Source organism: Niallia sp. Man26, from assembly GCF_022049065.2.
In the GTDB taxonomy this organism is placed as follows: Bacteria; Bacillota; Bacilli; order Bacillales; family Cytobacillaceae; genus Niallia.
This window is the reverse complement of the sequence record NZ_CP095745.1, coordinates 216027-233972: the sequence shown is the minus strand read 5'-3', so window position 1 is coordinate 233972 and position 17946 is coordinate 216027. Positions and strand designations below refer to the sequence as shown.

Below are 17946 nucleotides of genomic sequence, written 5' to 3'. Positions count from 1 at the left end.
AAAAGGTTGGCTCGTCACAAGAAAAGAGCTGAATATTTCTTAGGTAGAATTGCAAATCAGAACCCAAAGTTCTTTAAACATTGGGAATTAGGTATTAAGCCTACGGCTGAATAATGGGAGCCGGATGAGCTGAGAGGTTCACGTCCGGTTCTGAGAGGGACTACTGGGGAGGTTCCAGTGGTCTACTTGCCTCGTCATCATGTGTGAATCTGAGGAAGAGGCTAACGATTTATATACCAAACTAAAACCACACTTAACAACTAGAGGTTTAGAGTTAGCATTAGAAAAAACTAAAGTAAATCATATTGAAAATATGGGTTTGATTTCTTGGGTTTTAACATAAGAAAATACAAAACTCACAATGGGAATAAAATTCTTATCAAAGCTTCTAAAGATGGCATCAAAGCTGCTAAAAAGAAAGTAATCGATAAAACAAGACAATTCTATGGAAAAAACGTACAAGTACTTGTCAGTACACTTAATCCTATAATCATAGGTACGGCAAATTATTGGAGCCCAAGTGTCGCCAAAGAAGTCTTTACCGAAATGGATTCTCATGGAGAACTCAATACAAGTTCCTAAGAAGGCTACACCCAAAAAAGAGTTGGCGATGGATTAGTCAAAGGTATTACAAACCAGACAAAAGTGGTCAAAGTAAGAGTAAGTGGATACTTACTGACCCTATAACTAATAACCAACTCAAAAGGATGTCTTGGACACCGGTTGTACAAATCAAATATGATTACAGTCCTTTTAACAAATACTTAAAAGGATACTTTGAGAAACGTGATATTAAAGAGTTCGATAAAAATAATGTAGCTTATAGGCAGAAGTTAGCTAAAAAGCAAAAATACAAATGCCCTATATGTAGCCATTCAATAACAGATTGAAGGGTTAGAAACACATCACAAAATCCCTAGAGTTAAAGGCGGAAGTAATGAATATAAAAATCTAGAATTAGTTCATATCTCTTGTCACATTGAATACCACAAGGTATTCCCCGCAAAAGGAGAAACTCCAAATGATATTCAACTCAAAAGCGTGAAGAGATATATCAAAAACAAGAAGCTATCATGACTAATCTAGCCAAAGCTTGGACAAAGGCATGCTTGAGCCGTATGTTGGGAAACTAACACGTACGGTTCTTAGGGGGGACGGTGGCTGAAAGGTTGCCCTTCTACCCGACAAAAGGGAGCGATAACCTCAAACCCTTACCTATCTGTATTAAGTGAATTAATTTACAAAGTATATAATTAATATAACTTTCTGGGTAACTACGGAGTCTTTTAAGAGTAGTCCATCCTACATTAAGGGTAAACTCTTCTTATTGGAATGTTTGACAAGGAAAAAAGGCTACTCCTTTTTCCCTTCAATCATTGTGTTTTTATCTAGTATTTTTTGAAATCCGTAATTACACATAGCATAAAGGTAAGCAGAAGAAAATAGGAAAACTTTGTTTGCTTTTTTCAGTTTATAAAATCCATGCTTTTCAAAAAAATTATTAAGTGGTATAGCAAGTAGAATATCCATTATGGCATTAATAATAGCATACAACCAAAATTTCTTAAATGTGAAATGGAAAATGAGTATATTTCCTACAAAGTAAGGACCGAAGATAAAAGTAAAGGCGCTATTAATCATTCCATGAATTCCTCCTTTAACTTTCCACCATTTGAATTTCAAGGAGAGAAATGTTTCTACTAATAGAAATATCGTTGAAAATAGAGTGACAGGTAAGAACCTAAAAAAGGATTTCTTGGGGACTAATAAAAGGCTACACCATGATACTAAAATGATTAAAATTCTGGTTATAGTTACAAACATCCTTAGAACTCCTTTTAAATTTGTGTATCCAGCGATACCAGCTATTAATTATGAGCAGAGTAAATACCTCCTCCAAAAAAATTGGTGGCTGACATAGTTGGAAGGAATATATTTATTTTCTTCTAACAATAAAGTTCTATACATGATTTTTAGTTACCATCTTATTATTTTACCATTAAATTAAGCAAAGAAACCCCCACTGGGATAGTGAGGGGTTAACGTGGAAAGGAAAAAATTTTAATCAAACCTTTTATAATTTTTCCCACCTGTGTAGAATTATTCTCTTATGCAAGAAACTCGGCAGGATAGCATTCCTGTAGAGCGTTATTTTTCAACTTTGAAAAAAATAGGGCTCCTCAGTAAGATATGAGTATAGAAACCACTCTAAAACTCAACCTTAGGAGGAACCCTACTATGAATTTTAAAATGCAAGAGAAACAAAATCAAGATGAAAAAGATGAAATCCATTATGAAATTAGTCGGTAAATTGGCAAGGGTATTTGTAGGAATAGCACGTAATAACGAAGCATATTGTGCCAAGAAGGTTCAACCATATTTAGATTTGGTTGCTTAATTAATTATAGGGTTCTAGAAGAGAACATATAACCATCAAGTGTTGTCTTATTCGTAGGATTTCAAATATGTACGGAGTACCAGGTTTCTTCAACTAAAGGGCATTATGACCCATCAGGATAGCATAACTGGCCTCCACCCCTTGGATAGGCATAACGAAGGAATGAGAGGGCAATTGACCCGTTGAGACATGGGAGGGAAAGCCTCCAGGGCGGCGGAGAAGTGTATTATATGGTAAAATATGGAGTGTTAGCTACCTCCTTTATTTATCCATGCCTTCACGAAGCCAAAAATAATCTGAACTCATTAACATCGTATATTATCCGATTAAAAGGGTTATGAAATCCTGCGAATAAGTGAGCATTCGAGAGATATCCGTATCAATCTGAGGGAGTTGGAGAGAAATTAAATTGCGAACTATATCAAAGAAATATTGTTCTATTATTCACTCTTTAATTCACTGTTAAAAAAAGGTAAAGTAGTTGAATTAGATTAAATTTCTTTAATTAAACTATACCAAGATTTAAATGAAATTTTTTTCAGAAAACATCCCCTCGAGAAAACAGAGAAGATGTTTAGGAAAGTTCTTGGGAGACCTTTGCCCTAGATTGAATATAACATTATTACCTGAAATAATATACATAATTATATTAGCAGTAAGACCTACTTAGGAGTTTTTTCGTTTCTACTTTATTTAGTATAACTTAAATAATGCTAAAAAGGTCTAATTTAAATTTATGAAGATGAGCAAGGCGGGGGGAGTATTCCTGTATTAAAATAAGATTCTTAATTAACAATTGGGGCAGCATGACCGACATCTACCTAATGGAAAGGTTGAACGATGGAATGTAGGAGCGTAGACTCTGTGAGACTTGGGAGGGTAGACCCCCATAAGAGATGTAGACATCCATTGGTGTGTACATACCTATTTAACCAACTTTTTGACATGAACCGAAGGTTGGTTAGTTTCTTGCGCTCATTTTCTTTGTAAACTGCTTATTTATGATCTTCTCACACTAACCAAATCTATAGAGTTAAACAAGTTAGATAGCCATATGGAGAAAAACTGCGTATTTAAGAGATAAGTATTTGTTTATTGAGGGAGGATAGTGTAAGTACATTTATTCACAAAGTAGATAAAAACTCCTCCGAATAGGAGGAGTATGCTAAAAGCGTACTATGAAAATCAACCAATCATTATCTTTTCTTCTGCGTATTTATAAGGTAATTTGTTTTGTTTTTTGGCTAATGCGAATGCTATTGTCAATGGTCCGACCCGTCCAATGAACATAAGTAGTGAAATAGCAATTTTTCCTACCGGACTTAAATCAGGCGTTAAGCCCAAGGACATACCCACCGTTGCAAAAGCCGAGATAACTTCAAATAAAATGACATTTAATGGGGCATCCTCTGTAATGGTTAAAATAAAGGAAATAATGGACACGATCCCTATAGAATAAACTGTTATGGCAAATGATCGGTAAACTAAATCCTTAGAAATGCGTCTTTCCATAATATTTATATCATCATTCCCTCGAATTAGGTTCCAAATAGCTAGAAGGATTATAAGAAATGTTGTCACTTTAATTCCACCAGCTGTACCACCTGATCCTCCACCAATGAACATCAAAACCATTGTAACAAACTGAGTGCTTAGTGATAATTCAGACATATTTAAACTGTTAAATCCTGCTGTTCTTGGAACAACTGCGTGAAAATAAGCACCTAAAACTTTGTCTTTTAAAGATAAAGATCCTAACGTTCCAGGATTTTTAAATTCTAATACAAAAATAAGGATAGTAGGAAAAACAATAAGAATTGCTGAAATCCATAGGACTAATTTTGTATGAAGAGTAAGTTTTCCCGTGAATTTTTTTCGCCAAATATCTAGGATGACCGTGTAGCCTAATCCACCAATAAGTAATAAAGAAGTTAGGATAAAAACTACAATAAAGTCTCCAGCATAACTAGTGATACTTCGATAATCTCCCATTATATCAAAACCTGCATTATTAAATGCAGAGATGGAGTGAAAAATACCATAATAGATAGAAGTCGGGAAACCAAGATCAACAGACCATCGAATAGATAAAAACAAAGCACCAATAGCTTCAAATAGTAAGGTGAAAAGAAGAATAAACTTTACTAATCTTACCATACCTTCTAGTGAAAGCTGATTTAACGATTCTTGAATCATCAATCTTCCTTTTAATCCAATGTTCTTACCAAGAAATATGGCAATCACAACACCAACTGTCATAAACCCCAAACCGCCAGTTTGGATTAAAAACAAAAGAACACATTGACCAAAGATGGTAAAGGTAGTTCCAGTATCAACTACTACTAAACCGGTAACACACACAGCAGAAGTTGCTTCAAAGATAGCATCAAGAAAAGAAAGTTCATGACCATCATTAGTTGAAATTGGTAACATAAGCAAAAGCGCACCAATAAAAATGAGTGATAGAAAACCAATAGATAATATTTGTGCCGGATTAAATTTTATTAATTTCCCCATATTACTTTCTCGCTTAGTTATTCTCACAATGTATCCTCCAATAGTAATAGCATATATACAAATGAAGTGTACACCTTTTTGTTATATTCTACAATTCACTTTTATTATCTAATTAAAAGAACCGTATCCTTCAGGAATTGCCTAGTTACTGTTTTTTCTAATGAGATGAATTATGTTTTAAACAAAATTATTTGTTTGCTGTTTACTTTTTAATGGTTATGAATAATCTGGTGCCCAATAAGATATGTATGCAAATGCAATATTAATAAGAAAAGGTTCGAAACTTCCTTCCCTTATACATCATTATCAGTTCTCCTTTCATAGATAGGTTACCAAAAGCATAAGCGAATATAGCAAATAGTGACTATATCTTGCTATTAACATCCATACTAAATATATGTATTTTAATTTTGATAAAAGGAGATAGAACGTTGAATTTAGAGAGATGGTTCCTTGTTATATTTTCAATTGTTTGCTTGTTAGTTTTAATTAAGTTCATTCCAAAAGAAAAAAAAAGAGATGCCTGGGTATTATTTTTATTTCTTCAGGTTATTACTTGGCCAGCAGGCTTAATTGCAGTTGAAATGGGTTGGATTGAATATCCTACTCAGTTACTTCCTGATGCAAATAGTTATAATAAAACTAGTTTCTCTTTTGAGTTCTTCTTCTTTCCAATTGTAGCAATCATGTTTAGCTTATACTTTCCAAAAAGAAAATATTGGTATTTGGTTCTTCTTTATTATGTAGGGGTTTCAGGTTTTTTTACTATGTTTGAAGTGGTATTAGAAAGAACCACGACCTTAGTAACGTATCATGAATGGAAGTGGTATTGGACTTTTATAACAGTTATCATTTCTTTATTAATAAACGATTTGTTTTACAGGTGGTGCAAGAAAGGACTTATTATGGTGAGAGAACATGAAAATTGAACCAATCATTTTAAGTATTTCTTGGTTAGTTTCATTTCTAATATTAGTCATTTTCATTCACCAAAAAAACATACGGATGTACCTAGTTACTTTTTTATTTACATCAACAATAGCCTGGATATATCAATATTTTCAATTAGTGATGGGATTCTTAGAATTCCCAGGGAGAGAATTTAGTAAAGCAACAAAAATGAGCTTTACTCTTCACTATATTGTTTATCCTACATTTGCAGTATTATTTATCCGATCTATATCAAATTTAAATAGAGAAAGAATTATAATAGTAAAAATAATAATTTTTTCCATTTTAATTTCTATTTTTACATATGCTATTAGTACTTTCATTTCTTTAATTGAATATAGAAATTGGAACTTTTTTATAGGTGTAATTAGCAATATTATTATTCTATATATAGTTAAACAATTTGTTTTTTGGTTTAAAAGGGGATTAATGGAATGAGTACAATTACTAGTAAAAAAATTCTGATGTATGTCCAACGCCGATTATGTATTTTTCACAGTAAAATAACTGTTAATACCACGTTGATATAAAAAATGATCTCTAATCATTTATAGAGATCATTTTTTGTACGCATATAACCGGAATATTCAATTGATTTTTCTAACTACTTGTTTCTATGGAACGCATTAAACCACATTATTCATGTTTTTTTTCTTTCTAATTGGCCAAGCTTCTACACCCTTTAAACCCTTAATATCATCACGATAAAAAACGGGCTCTTTCCCCAGTCTACGCTGTTTCATATAATGGTCCAGCGCTTTAAAAGCAATAGGACCGAGGATAGCGATTGCAGTCAGATTAACTAGTGCCATAATTGCCATTGTAAGGTCCGCTAAATCCCAAACGATTTGCAGGTTAGCTACTGCACCAAACATAACCATTCCGAGTGCCAGTATACGATAGAAGTTTAAAAAGGTTTTGCTTTTACTGATAAACGGCAAGTTTGCTTCCCCATAATAATAACAGCCAATAATGGAGGTGAAGGCGAATAGAAAAATCGCTATTCCTAAAAAGATGCCACCCCATGTTCCAAAGTGTTCAACCATTGCTGCTTGTGATAATTCAATACCAGTTAGTCCTGATCCATAGGCATCTGAGGTAAGAATAATAAAAGCTGTAGCAGAACAAACAAGCAAAGTATCAAAAAATACACCTAAAGCTTGAATAAAACCTTGTTTAGCTGGATGAGAGACAGATGCTGTAGCAGCGGCAATTGGATCTCCTCCAATTCCAGCACCATTGGAGAAAAGTCCTCTTTTTACCCCGTTCATAATAGCTGCAGCTATACCTCCACCAACGACTTGCTCCATTCCAAAAGCACTTTTAAAGATTAATGATAAAACATGAGGTATCTCTGTAATATTTGTAATTACTACAAAGACAGCGAGTAGAATATAGCCAAAGGCCATAAAAGGGACAATAATAGAAGAAATATCAGCAATTCTTTTTATACCGCCAAACACAACTAAGCTAGTAAGAATTACTAGTGCAACCCCAGCAATAACTGGGCTGATACCAAAAGAATTTTCTAAAGCAACTGCTATAGTATTACTTTGAACAGCATTAAAGGTGGTACCATATGACAGAATCATCATAACAGCAAAAATGAAACTCATCCATTTTTTATTTAGCTGTTTTTTCATATAGTAGGCAGGACCGCCTTTAAATTGTCCGTTATCTTTTGCTTTATAAATTTGAGCTAATGTGTTTTCAACAAATGAACTTGCACTCCCAAGGATGGCAACCATCCACATCCAAAATACTGCTCCAGGTCCCCCAATTGCTAAGGCAATAGCTACTCCTGCAAGATTGCCTGTACCAATTCGAGTACCTGCCCCTACGAAAAATGCTTGTAGAGAAGATATTTGTTTTTTACTGGTGTTTTCTGAATCTTTCTCTTTCACTCTCAATAGTCGGAACATTTCCCTAAGATACCTGACTTGTGCAAATCTCGATCCAATGGTGAAATAAACACCTAATAGTAACAAGACGGCAATAAGCACATACCCCCAAAGTACAGTGTTTCCACCGGTGATAAACTTTTCAATAATATTCACGCAACCCCTCCCAAAAATTTTATGTTTCCGATTATCTCGAAAAAAACTATATCTGTCAAATAAATTTGCTGTTCTTTTGCAGTTGTTTCTTTAAAGGGTGAGATTACAAAATTGACATCAGCCCTTATGGTTACTAGCGTTAACTTGCTTGCTGTTAAATAAAATATTTTTTTAAAAAATTTTATTAATCTGAAAATATTCTAAGAAAAAATAAAATGACGAGCACTTGATTTTGTTTTCTGTTTTATAGATGGATTAATGTTTGAAAAAACTCATTTAATTCATAATTTCTCATTGTATTCCTTGGATAATTTTAACTTATAAGTCACAAGATAAAAAAATGGAGCTAAGCAACAATTTTAGGAGATTAATTTTATGAAATGGTTAAAATGGTTTATACTGTTAAGTTTTATACCCCTTTTATCAGGTTGTTGGGATAGAACCGAGTTATCCAAAACTTCAATTGTTACTGGGATGGCAGTTGATAAAGGGGAGTCTTTTAAATATAAGCTAACAATTGAAACAACAGAAGCAAGAGAGATGACACCACAGACTGCAAGTGGCTTAGCTCCTTCTAATATTGCTTCTTTAGAAGGGAATTCAGTTGCGGAACTTGCTTCCAAATTTAATATTGTCAATGCGACCATACCCATTTACTCTCATATGAGAGTTTTGGTTATTAGCGAGGAAATTGCTAAAGATGGAATGTTAGATTTTATGGACTTTTTTGATCGGAATCGCCAAATTAGAGATGACTTTATGATTGTTATCGCAAGAGCAGGAAAAGCAGAAGAAATATTAAAAGTAAATAATATGTACAAAAAAAGTGCTTCTCTTAAATTATTTTCGCAATTAACTACGATGCAGAAAGATTGGGGAGGAGCACCTGATATTAAGTTGAACGATTATACTCGTATTTATAATTCAGAAGGACAGGCTCCAGTCCTTCCTGCAGTTCAATTAATCGGAGATCCGAAGAAAGGTGGAAATGTTGAAAATTTGAAAAGTGAAGACCCTGATAGTCAAGTTAAAGTGAACTCATTGGGAGCATTCAAAAATGGAAAACTAGTAGGGTATGCATCATTACGTGAGGTAAGGGATTTGCTTTTCGTCCAAGATAATATAAAAAATACAGCTATTACCGCAAACTGTGAAGTCGGAGCTAAAGAAGGAGATAAAAAGTTTGAATATCGAGTTACACATTCAAGTACGAAAATAACAGCCAAAGAGGTGAAAGGTATCCCACATTTTTATATAAAAATTAAGACAGAAGGAATATTGGATGGTACAACTTGTGCAAATAAGTTAGAAGGTAAAAGTACTTTTGAAAAACTAGAATTATCTATAAATAAAATAATGGAAAGAGAAATACAAGACTTTATAATAAAAACAAAAGAGCAATTTAATGCAGATATTTTTGGATTTGGTGATCTCTTAAGAGAACAGGATTATAAAAATTTTAAAAAATATAAAGATACATGGGATGATGGATATGCTAATGCAAAAATGCATATTTCTTTCAACTCGGAAATTAAAAGAAGTGGATTAAGGAAAGGTGGTTTCCTTACAAATTAGCCTTTTAGTTTAAATCTAAATCTTAGTTAAATGAATATTGCAAGGCATGTTTTTGATAGGGATATAAAGGCAGAAATTCTTAGAAATTTTTCTGCCTTTATTGATCAAGTTGGTATTTCTTATATTAGGAAGCCAAGAGACACCCTCTGAAAAATTATTAGAATTATCATTTTTCAAGTCCTGATGGGATTATTCTCTTTCTTGATCTTAATTCAAACGTAAGTAATTTATTTAGATTTAATATCAACATAAAAGAAGCCATTAAATTTAAAATATTGTTGTTTGATATGTAATTTTTAGCAATATATGCTAACATAGTAATAATAAAATTAACTGAAATGGGAGGAACCTGTCATCAAGGACATTTTTTGTCTATTGATGATAGGTTTCTTTTGGTATAGGAGGGAATTAAGTTGTTTGGGAAATTTAAAGTTATTTTAGGTTTTCTTGCTGCTATACTAGCTCTTCTGGGAACAATAACAGATAGTACACTTATATATTCTTTTATGTATTTATTTCTTGGTTTATTATTTTTAGTAATAGGATTGTCCGAACTAAAGAGCATTCAAAAAGTTGCTCCAATATTAATGATACTTCTAGCTGGTTTGTTTATATTGGGATCCTTGTACATTATGTTGTTCCAAATATAAAAGGAGTTTATAAAATGTAAGAATATATTTTTTCTGTTTTTCATTCGATAGCTTTCATCTCCGTTCATAGAAGATACTTCTACCCGATGTATTGGTATATAAATTTGGGGTTTAGGGATAATAAAGAGTAAGCTCCTTTATATTAGATATCAAAAAGATATATATAAATAATCTTCTATTTATGAACCATTTAGGGGTTTTATTTTCAATATATTGAGGACTTTATTAGTGATAAGGAGAATACAGAATGGAATTATCATTTATTTGGAAATCTGCAGTATTAATAATTACTGGAATTCTATTGCTGAGGGTATCTGGAAGAAAATCTATTTCACAAATGACGTTAGCACAAACAATTATTATGATTTCTTTAGGTACAATCATTGTTCAGCCAATTGTTGAAAAGAGTGTAATAAAAGCAATTGGTGGTGCTGTAGTTTTCATTATTGCTATTTTAATTTTAGAAGTACTACAGCTTAAGGTAAATGCTATTGAAAAATTTATTACAGGAAAATCAAAGGTTGTTATAGAAAATGGACAGATAGATTATAAAACATTAAAAAAAATACGCATGACTGTTGATCAACTAGAGATGAGAATCAGAACCAAAGGTATTTCAAGTATTAATGATATTCAAACAGCAACAATAGAACCTAATGGTCAATTAGGATATGAGTTAAAAGAAGAAGCAAAGCCACTAACTATTAGTGATTTTAAAAAACTAATGGCTATGATAGAAGAAAAAAACAAATCAAATCAAAGTAATACTCAATATAATAATGAGTATAAAAACCCTAACATTTTTCAAGAATTAAAAGGGAGAAATAATCAGAAACATAATAAATCTTTAAAATAAGATATAATTACCAAATAAAGATATAAACCAATATTTTTATAATTTGGATACTAAAGGAAAATAAACATGATAGGACTAATTTTTTCCATTATACTATTCAATACTATTGCCTTTAAATATTGTACTAAGTTGTCCAATGTTCAAATTTTAAATATTTGGACCTTTACAATTGCATTTCAAAATATTTTTGATATTTTTGTGGAAATCAAGTATAAAGGTTATTGGTATTTCAATCAGGAAGTTGATTGGGTAGGAATTTTAGCTCATACACTACTTATTCCATCAGTTAACATGATGTTTCTAAATTGGTATCCTTACTATGAAAAGAAATGGAAGCAATTTTTTTACATTACTTTATGGGTTATTGGTATTTTAGTTTATGAAGGACTCACCTTGCTGCCCGAGCCATGGGGATTTTTTCATTATGGATGGTGGAAATTAAGATATTCTGCAATTATCGATATTTTACTTTTTCTAATACTTTTACAGTTTTATAAATTGATAAAAAGAATGGAACATTTAGATAAGGAGAAAGTAAAAAACAAATAATTGGAGTTAGTATAGTTTCATGGACACAATTTAATTAAGTCCTTACAATTATTTTGAGAGGATGTGTCCGAATTGGAACGTAAACCTGCAGGCAAAAAATATAACGATGATTTTAAGAAAACGATTGTGGATTTGTATCATTCCGGCAGCCCGGTTAAAGAATTAAGCAGCGAATATGGCGTATCAGAAGTAACGATTTATAAATGGGTGAAAGACTTTACCCCTATTGGTTCAGAAAAAGAGGCGCTGACACCAAAAGAGTTAGCCGAGATTCAGAAAGAAAACCTTCGGTTAAAACAGGAGGTAGAAATCCTAAAAAAGGCTATGGCCATATTCGCGAAAAAGTAACCGAATCAGAGCTCATCGATTTTATCGAGGAACACAAGGATCAATATCCCGTCCAGAAAATGTGCGAAGTACTGGCCGTGCCAAGAAGCAGTTACTATGGCTCCCTTGAAAAAACGACGTCAAAACGTGAACTGGAAAACCAGGAACTCACGCAGGAAATCCAACGGATTCACCTGGAAAGTAAGGCGCGTTATGGCGCACCGAAAATCCATAAGACCTTATCAAACAACGGGGTTTGTTTAAGCCTGAAGCGTGTCCCAGCGCTTAATGAGAAAGGCAGGCATCCGTTCGATTACCAGGAAAAAATACCGTCCTTTCCCCTCAAAAGAAAAGGTTGTGCAGCTGGGTAATCTTTTAAAAAGAGACTTCTCTACCTGCACAATCAATGAGAAATGGGTGGCGGATATTACGTATATTCCTACGGTAAAAGACGGCTGGTGCTATCTGGCCTCTGTATTGGATCTGCATTCGAAAAAAATTGTTGGCTATTCTTTTTCTCGTTTTATGACTTCGGAATTAGTGATCGAAGCACTTCAAAACGCCTGTTTTTCTCAAAAGCCCCGAAAGGGCTTAATTCTTCATACCGATCTTGGCTCACAATATACCAGCAGTGAGTTTACTCAGCATGTCCAAAAATACGGAATCAGGCAGTCTTTCAGTCAGAAAGGCTGTCCTTATGACAATGCCTGTATAGAGTCATTTCACGCCATATTAAAGAAAGAAGAAGTCTATCATACCCAGTACACAGACTACCGGGCAGCGAAGCTGGCCATGTTTCAGTTTATAGAGGGCTGGTACAACAGAAACAGAATTCACAGCAGCATCGGCTATCAAACACCTCAAGCTATGGAGGATCAGATTAGAAGAACCGCTTAATACTTAACTTTTTTGTGTCCAAATTATTGACTCAAATCCATAATGAATGGGAGTATTTATTATTTGTTTTTTTATTAAAGACTCAAATGGAGGTTTAGTTAATGGATAAATTTATCTTTTTTGGAGTTGTGATAGAGGTACTAAATGAACTTTATAGAAGTTGATATATTCTTTTTTTCTTTTAGTTCTGCATAACCACTGCTATATAAATGTAGTATTTCATACTCTTTCCGTTTATATGTAACAATGCCCCCTTTTTTTAGCATCACTCCTCCTTCGTTTTTAAATAAGAAGCTGGAATGTCAACACCAAACTGGACAACTTTTATAAGGCCTGTTTCTTGAATTCTACTGGCGTTAAGTAACCGAGTGTTCCATGAATTCGAATATGGTTAAACCAATGAACATAATCATTTAATTCCAGTTTTAGCTGTTCAAGAGAAGTAAAATGTGCTCCATTTGCGAATTCCGTTTTGAAGACTTTGAACATGGCTTCGGCGACGGCGTTATCGTATGGACATCCCTTTGTACTCAAAGATCTTTGAATCCCAAATGTTTCTAAAGCCTCGGAAAGTAGTTTATTATCAAACTCTTTTCCTCGGTCTGTATGAAACATTTGAATGTTATGCAAGTTACCTTTAATGCTTGCCAATGCTTTATATACCAGGTCAGCTGTCTTATTTGGACCAGCACTATAGCCGATAATTTCTCGGTTGAAAAGATCGACAAATAAGCATACGTAATGCCATTTTTTCTCGACACGGACGTATGTTAAATCACTTACAACTACTGTTAATGCTTCTTCTTGGTTAAATGGACGTTTTAACTCGTTTCGGGTAGGAGCTTCATTACTGGATTGTTTATATGGCTTGTATTGTGCCACCGTATAATTCGATACCAAGCCTAGTTGTTTCATAATCCGACCGATTCGACGACGAGAAACGATCCAGTTTTGCTTCTTTAACTCTACTTTGAGTTTGCGAGTACCATAGTTACAACGACTTCCCTTAAAAATGCGTTGAATTTCATTGGAAAGCTCCACTTCTTCTCTTTCATGGGCTTCTTTTTCGCACAAATTGGCTTGATAGTAGTAACTACTTTTGGGTATATGGAGGACGTTACACATTGCTGATACTGAATATTTGTGTGTGTTATTTCGAATCACATTTATTTTCGTCCCATGATCAGCGCAGCTTGCTTTAAAATGTCATTCTCCATCATTAAGCGTTGGTTTTCTTTGCGCAATCTCATTAACTCGTTCTCTTCCTCTGTACGATTATCTTTCGCAGAAAAGGATCCTGTTTCTTGATGATTTTTAATCCAACGATCTAATGAGGATGGTGTGATTTCATACTCTCGGCAGATATCCGCACGGGACTTTCCATTTTCATATAGCTTTACTAATTGAAGTTTAAATTCGGCTGTAAAAGTTCTACGTTGGCGCGGCATTGTACCAAGCTCCTTTAGGTTAGTATGTTTAGTGTACTAGCCCTTATAAATTCTGTCCAACTTAGTGTAGCCGATTCACAGTTTAGCGAAAGAAGAAGAACCCCCTTGGTTGCAAGGGGGGTCTTCTACAATTGTTTTCTATATTTACTTGGTGTACAAGCCATTAGTTTTACAAAATTACGATAAAATTGAGTTTCTGAAGAAAAACCAACTTCATTTGCTATTTCTAAAATGGTTTTATTTGTCTTCTTTAATAACTCTTTTCCCTTATTGATACGTAATATTAAAATATATTGATGAGGTGTATAATTTGTAGTTTTCTTAAAAGTTCTAAGGAAGTGGTATTTACTTTGTCTGGATATTTGAGATAAATGTTCAATGGTAATTTCTCTTGTATAATTTGAGTGAATAAAATCTAAGACAGTATTCAGATATGTATCAGATAATAGCTGGAGTTTAATTTCTTTATTATTTTGGCTACCCCTCAGTGTCTTAAATAAATAATTAAAGATAGTATTTTCTAAATCATACAAAAATGTGTTAGAAAATTGATTATCGTTAAATAAGTATGGTGATAACCACAACTTCATGTTGCTTTGCAAATCATTTATAAAGAGATTTTGTTCTTTGGAAAATTCTATTTCTTGCTTTATTAAAAAATTTTCTTTAGCCCAGTTATTAAACACATCACTTTTAAAACCAATAATTAAAAAGGAACTTGGAGTACTATTTATTTGATGACCGTGTACGGATAAAGGATTAGCTATAATTGATTGCCCACATGATATAACTGTCTCTTTATTTTCTATTACAGTATTTAGTTGTCCTTTAATGGGGATAGAGATCTGATAAACATCATCATGTGTATGAATAGAATCACACCAATTTTGTCCACTAATCTGTAGGAACTTTACGTTTGGTAACTTTATGTGAAAATCAATCATCTTAAATAGGTTTTAACTCCTTTCTTCATCTAAAATTGCTCTTCATAAAAGCAACTAATGTAATGTTTATTGTTTAATTTTACTTCATTATTAATATAAAGGTAAGTTACTTGTATTAATTTATTGAGGTGAAAATAATGATGTTTAAGAAGAAATGTTATTTAGTTTATGGGATTGCGCCTAAAGATTTGAACGCTAAAGGATCAAATTATGCTTTGAATGAATGGATCAAAAACAAAGCATTAGGAAAAGTAATTTACCATGAACATTTTGCAAACAGACCACTAGGTGGTATTGCAGTTTTTGAAGTTAACACGCAGGAAGAACTTAATAATTTGAAAAATGAATATAAGGAAAAAGACTCTCATCTTAATGGTTGGAATTTAAGCTGTCATCCATTAATTCATACTAAGGATACAGAAGGTTTTGTTTATCAGACACAATACACACTATCTACGTATCGTGGAGTTAATATGACATATAAAATTGATAAATAGAATTAGAGTAGCAGCCAATTAAATGGCTGCTTTTTATGAGTGTAATATGGCTTAAATTAAGTGTTTAAATATAATTTTGTGAAGTAATTCACTTAAACAATCGGGGGCTTTAGCGCAATAAGTAGCTATTGAATTGAAAGGTAGGAGATCTTCCTACGGTTCAGGGAAAAAGGGCGGAGTTGACTCAAGATGCCCGTTACCAAAGCAAAAACAGAGGACTGGACTAATGGGTTGTTTAACTAGACCTTTTTAACTGAATATGCTAACATGGTGGATAATATATCACTTTAATTGGAGGAGCCTGTCACCGAGGGACATCTATGTCTTTTGGTAACAGGTTTTTTTGTATAGGAGGGGAATATAGTTTGTCCGGAGGTTTAAAAGTTGTTTTTGCCATTTTCGCAGCTTTACTAGCCCTTATCGGAACTGTAACTGGTAGTACTCTAATATTGGCTTTAATGTTTTTATTTCTTGGATTATTATTTTTAGTTATAGGATTTACTGAAATAATGAAAGAAAGGAAAATTGCTCCGGTTATAATGTTGCTGCTAGGTGGTTTCTATATAATTGGGTCTATTTTCATCCTGTTATTTGAAACTTAGGAGAATACATATAAAATCCCAAATAATAATTCTTAAGAATGTTATAGATCTTATGCTACAAGGTTTTTAAAAGAAAATAATAAAAATTAGTTCGCTTTTATTGTTTTCTTTTAATAACACGTTTTTTATTTAATCATTCAAGTAACTAGCCCAAATGTAATTCTTAAGATTTCAAAGGTAGGTTTTACCTAAAGAAGGAAATAAGCTATCATTAACCCCAGGTTGTTACTTTATATTATCCCCACTAGTTGACGAGCTTTTGGTGCCTTGTACTAAGATTTATTAATGTAGAGAAAATTCTTTATGTGTAGCTATTTACTCATAATTTCCATCTTACTGAAGTTTTGTAGGAAGAAAGGAAACTTTCATTTGTATTATATTTTTATTCTGGTTAATAATCCCATTTCGCGGATGTAGTGGCATTTACGCTTTGCATATCAAAGTATTAATTAATATTTGATAAATCCTTTACTTATTGCTACTTGAAATTATATTATAATAAATAATCTGACAATTAATTAAGGGAGAGGAAGATCTTGTGAATGCAGTAATAGATAACCTTAACTTTCATGAACTAATGGAAAATAGCTTGAATTCCCATTTGGTTCTTGATAATAGAAATGTAGTATACGCCAACATGGCAACTATAGAACTATTATCTTTAAATTCCAAACGAGATATAATCAATCAAAGTTTTGATCTGTTTCTACATAAAGATTTCCATTCAATTTGTAAAGAACGACTAAAGAGGGTTATAGAGTATAAAGAAAGTGTGCCTTTAATGGAACAGAAAATGATTCAATTAGATGGAAAAATTATTGATGTAGAAATTACAGCAACACCTTACAGCCATGCTGACAAAACATTAGCACAGGTCATAATAAAAGACATTACAGAAAAAAAAGAGATTCAAAATAGAATAATGCAAACAGAGAAACTCTCACTAATAGGAGAATTGGCCGCAGGAATTGTACATGAAATTCGCAATCCTTTGACATCCATAAGGGGTTTTTTACAATTGCTAAAAAATGACTTTCCGAAAAACGAATATGCTGATATTGTTCTTACGGAGCTTAAGCAAATCGAGAATATAACAAATGAATTATTACATTTATCCAAACCTAAACAAACTAATTTTAGGAGGATAGATATTATACCAATTTTACAGGAATCTATCAATTTATTTGGGACAAAAACTCTTAAAAGAAATGTTGAGATTTTTTTGGAAAAGTGTTCCGAAAAAATATATATTCAAGGTGATAAAACTCAACTAAAGCAGGTATTTTTAAATTTATTAAAAAATGCAATAGAATCTATTTCAGATAACGGAAAAATACATATTAATGTAATTAAGAATAGGGATGATGTGAGGATTAGCGTTAGAGATAATGGAACTGGTATACCAAGGAGACTAATTGATAGTATTGGAAAGTCATTTATTACAAATAAACCAGAAGGAACTGGATTAGGTCTAATGGTAACATATAATATAATCGAAAGTCATAATGGTAGAATTTGGATTGATAGCGAGGAAGGGAAAGGAACTGTTTTTACAATAGAGATCCCTATTTAACAAAAATATAATGTTAAACTAATACACTATTACCTTTGTTAAAGGAATCGTAGATATAATTTACATACTTACTGTGCTAGTTTAATTATTTCCATTAAATAAAAA

General features: G+C 32.7%; 16 protein-coding genes and 1 pseudogene. 12 read left to right on the top strand and 5 right to left on the bottom strand.

Annotation, left to right across the window (positions count from 1 at the left end):
- Positions 1 to 327 precede the first annotated feature (327 nt).
- Complete coding sequence (locus L8T27_RS27390; RefSeq protein WP_237944414.1) at positions 328 to 582, top strand: group II intron maturase-specific domain-containing protein; 255 nt, start codon at positions 328 to 330, stop codon at positions 580 to 582.
- Between the two features lie 303 nt (positions 583 to 885).
- A complete protein-coding gene (locus tag L8T27_RS29030) occupies positions 886 to 1077 on the top strand; it encodes an HNH endonuclease (protein ID WP_481858884.1) in 192 nt (63 codons plus the stop codon).
- 276 nt (positions 1078 to 1353) lie between these two features.
- Here L8T27_RS29030 and L8T27_RS27385 read toward each other — a convergent pair whose 3' ends face one another.
- Together L8T27_RS27385 and L8T27_RS27380 are read right to left on the bottom strand one after the other, a co-directional pair.
- Positions 1354 to 1824: a hypothetical protein gene (locus L8T27_RS27385; protein ID WP_237944413.1), complete on the bottom strand. Its 471-nt coding sequence runs from the start codon at positions 1822 to 1824 to the stop codon at positions 1354 to 1356.
- A 1759-nt stretch (positions 1825 to 3583) separates the two neighbouring features.
- Positions 3584 to 4915, bottom strand: a complete 1332-nt coding sequence (locus tag L8T27_RS27380) for a TrkH family potassium uptake protein (protein ID WP_237944424.1) — start codon at positions 4913 to 4915, stop codon at positions 3584 to 3586.
- 431 nt (positions 4916 to 5346) lie between these two features.
- Here L8T27_RS27380 and L8T27_RS27375 point away from each other — a divergent pair, with 431 nt between their 5' ends.
- The gene (locus L8T27_RS27375; protein WP_237944412.1) at positions 5347 to 5844 is read left to right on the top strand and encodes a CBO0543 family protein; all 498 of its coding nucleotides are present in this window, start codon (positions 5347 to 5349) and stop codon (positions 5842 to 5844) included.
- Complete coding sequence (locus tag L8T27_RS27370; protein ID WP_237944411.1) at positions 5834 to 6304, top strand: CBO0543 family protein; 471 nt, start codon at positions 5834 to 5836, stop codon at positions 6302 to 6304. The genes L8T27_RS27375 and L8T27_RS27370 overlap by 11 nt, the downstream gene beginning before the upstream one ends.
- Before the next feature lie 188 nt (positions 6305 to 6492).
- Here the strand turns inward: L8T27_RS27370 and L8T27_RS27365 are convergent, their stop codons facing one another.
- Entirely contained in the window at positions 6493 to 7923 is a 1431-nt protein-coding gene (locus tag L8T27_RS27365) for an alanine/glycine:cation symporter family protein (protein ID WP_248574511.1), read from the bottom strand.
- A gap of 375 nt (positions 7924 to 8298) precedes the next feature.
- On the opposite strand from L8T27_RS27365, the gene L8T27_RS27360 reads away from it, so the two are divergent.
- The 5 genes and pseudogenes from L8T27_RS27360 (at position 8299) to L8T27_RS27340 (ending at position 12777) form a co-directional block, all read left to right on the top strand.
- Positions 8299 to 9498, top strand: coding sequence for a Ger(x)C family spore germination protein (locus tag L8T27_RS27360; protein ID WP_237944410.1), 1200 nt, complete (start codon positions 8299 to 8301; stop codon positions 9496 to 9498).
- Between the two features lie 413 nt (positions 9499 to 9911).
- Positions 9912 to 10148: a hypothetical protein gene (locus L8T27_RS27355; RefSeq protein WP_237944409.1), complete on the top strand. Its 237-nt coding sequence runs from the start codon at positions 9912 to 9914 to the stop codon at positions 10146 to 10148.
- Positions 10149 to 10395: 247 nt separating this feature from the next.
- Positions 10396 to 11004, top strand: coding sequence for a DUF421 domain-containing protein (locus L8T27_RS27350; protein WP_237944408.1), 609 nt, complete (start codon positions 10396 to 10398; stop codon positions 11002 to 11004).
- Between the two features lie 66 nt (positions 11005 to 11070).
- The gene (locus tag L8T27_RS27345; protein WP_237944407.1) at positions 11071 to 11553 is read left to right on the top strand and encodes a hypothetical protein; all 483 of its coding nucleotides are present in this window, start codon (positions 11071 to 11073) and stop codon (positions 11551 to 11553) included.
- Between the two features lie 72 nt (positions 11554 to 11625).
- Positions 11626 to 12777: pseudogene (locus L8T27_RS27340) on the top strand (IS3 family transposase).
- A 324-nt stretch (positions 12778 to 13101) separates the two neighbouring features.
- Here the strand turns inward: L8T27_RS27340 and L8T27_RS27335 are convergent.
- Positions 13102 to 14225, bottom strand: a protein-coding gene (locus tag L8T27_RS27335) for an IS3 family transposase (protein ID WP_481858879.1) whose coding sequence is annotated in 2 segments (ribosomal slippage) — positions 13102 to 13979 and positions 13979 to 14225 — 1125 coding nt in all. Because the reading frame shifts where the segments join, the coding sequence is not laid out codon by codon here.
- A gap of 125 nt (positions 14226 to 14350) precedes the next feature.
- Complete coding sequence (locus tag L8T27_RS27330; protein WP_237944405.1) at positions 14351 to 15169, bottom strand: helix-turn-helix domain-containing protein; 819 nt, start codon at positions 15167 to 15169, stop codon at positions 14351 to 14353.
- A gap of 137 nt (positions 15170 to 15306) precedes the next feature.
- On the opposite strand from L8T27_RS27330, the gene L8T27_RS27325 reads away from it, so the two are divergent.
- From L8T27_RS27325 to L8T27_RS27315, 3 genes are all read left to right on the top strand, one after another.
- Positions 15307 to 15666: a hypothetical protein gene (locus tag L8T27_RS27325; protein ID WP_237944404.1), complete on the top strand. Its 360-nt coding sequence runs from the start codon at positions 15307 to 15309 to the stop codon at positions 15664 to 15666.
- 365 nt (positions 15667 to 16031) lie between these two features.
- A complete protein-coding gene (locus L8T27_RS27320) occupies positions 16032 to 16268 on the top strand; it encodes a DUF3953 domain-containing protein (protein WP_237944403.1) in 237 nt (78 codons plus the stop codon).
- A gap of 538 nt (positions 16269 to 16806) precedes the next feature.
- On the top strand, positions 16807 to 17841 hold the full coding sequence (locus L8T27_RS27315; protein ID WP_237944402.1) for a two-component system sensor histidine kinase NtrB: 1035 nt from the start codon (positions 16807 to 16809) through the stop codon (positions 17839 to 17841).
- The last annotated feature ends 105 nt before the right edge of the window (positions 17842 to 17946 follow it).

Coding starts and splice junctions, on each gene's coding strand:
- L8T27_RS27385 (WP_237944413.1), bottom strand. CDS start 1,824: ATGTTTGTAACTATAACCAGAATTTTAATCATTTTAGTATCATGGTGT.
- L8T27_RS27380 (WP_237944424.1), bottom strand. CDS start 4,915: ATGGGGAAATTAATAAAATTTAATCCGGCACAAATATTATCTATTGGT.
- L8T27_RS27370 (WP_237944411.1), top strand. CDS start 5,834: ATGAAAATTGAACCAATCATTTTAAGTATTTCTTGGTTAGTTTCATTT.
- L8T27_RS27360 (WP_237944410.1), top strand. CDS start 8,299: ATGAAATGGTTAAAATGGTTTATACTGTTAAGTTTTATACCCCTTTTA.
- L8T27_RS27350 (WP_237944408.1), top strand. CDS start 10,396: ATGGAATTATCATTTATTTGGAAATCTGCAGTATTAATAATTACTGGA.
- L8T27_RS27345 (WP_237944407.1), top strand. CDS start 11,071: ATGATAGGACTAATTTTTTCCATTATACTATTCAATACTATTGCCTTT.
- L8T27_RS27330 (WP_237944405.1), bottom strand. CDS start 15,169: ATGATTGATTTTCACATAAAGTTACCAAACGTAAAGTTCCTACAGATT.
- L8T27_RS27325 (WP_237944404.1), top strand. CDS start 15,307: ATGATGTTTAAGAAGAAATGTTATTTAGTTTATGGGATTGCGCCTAAA.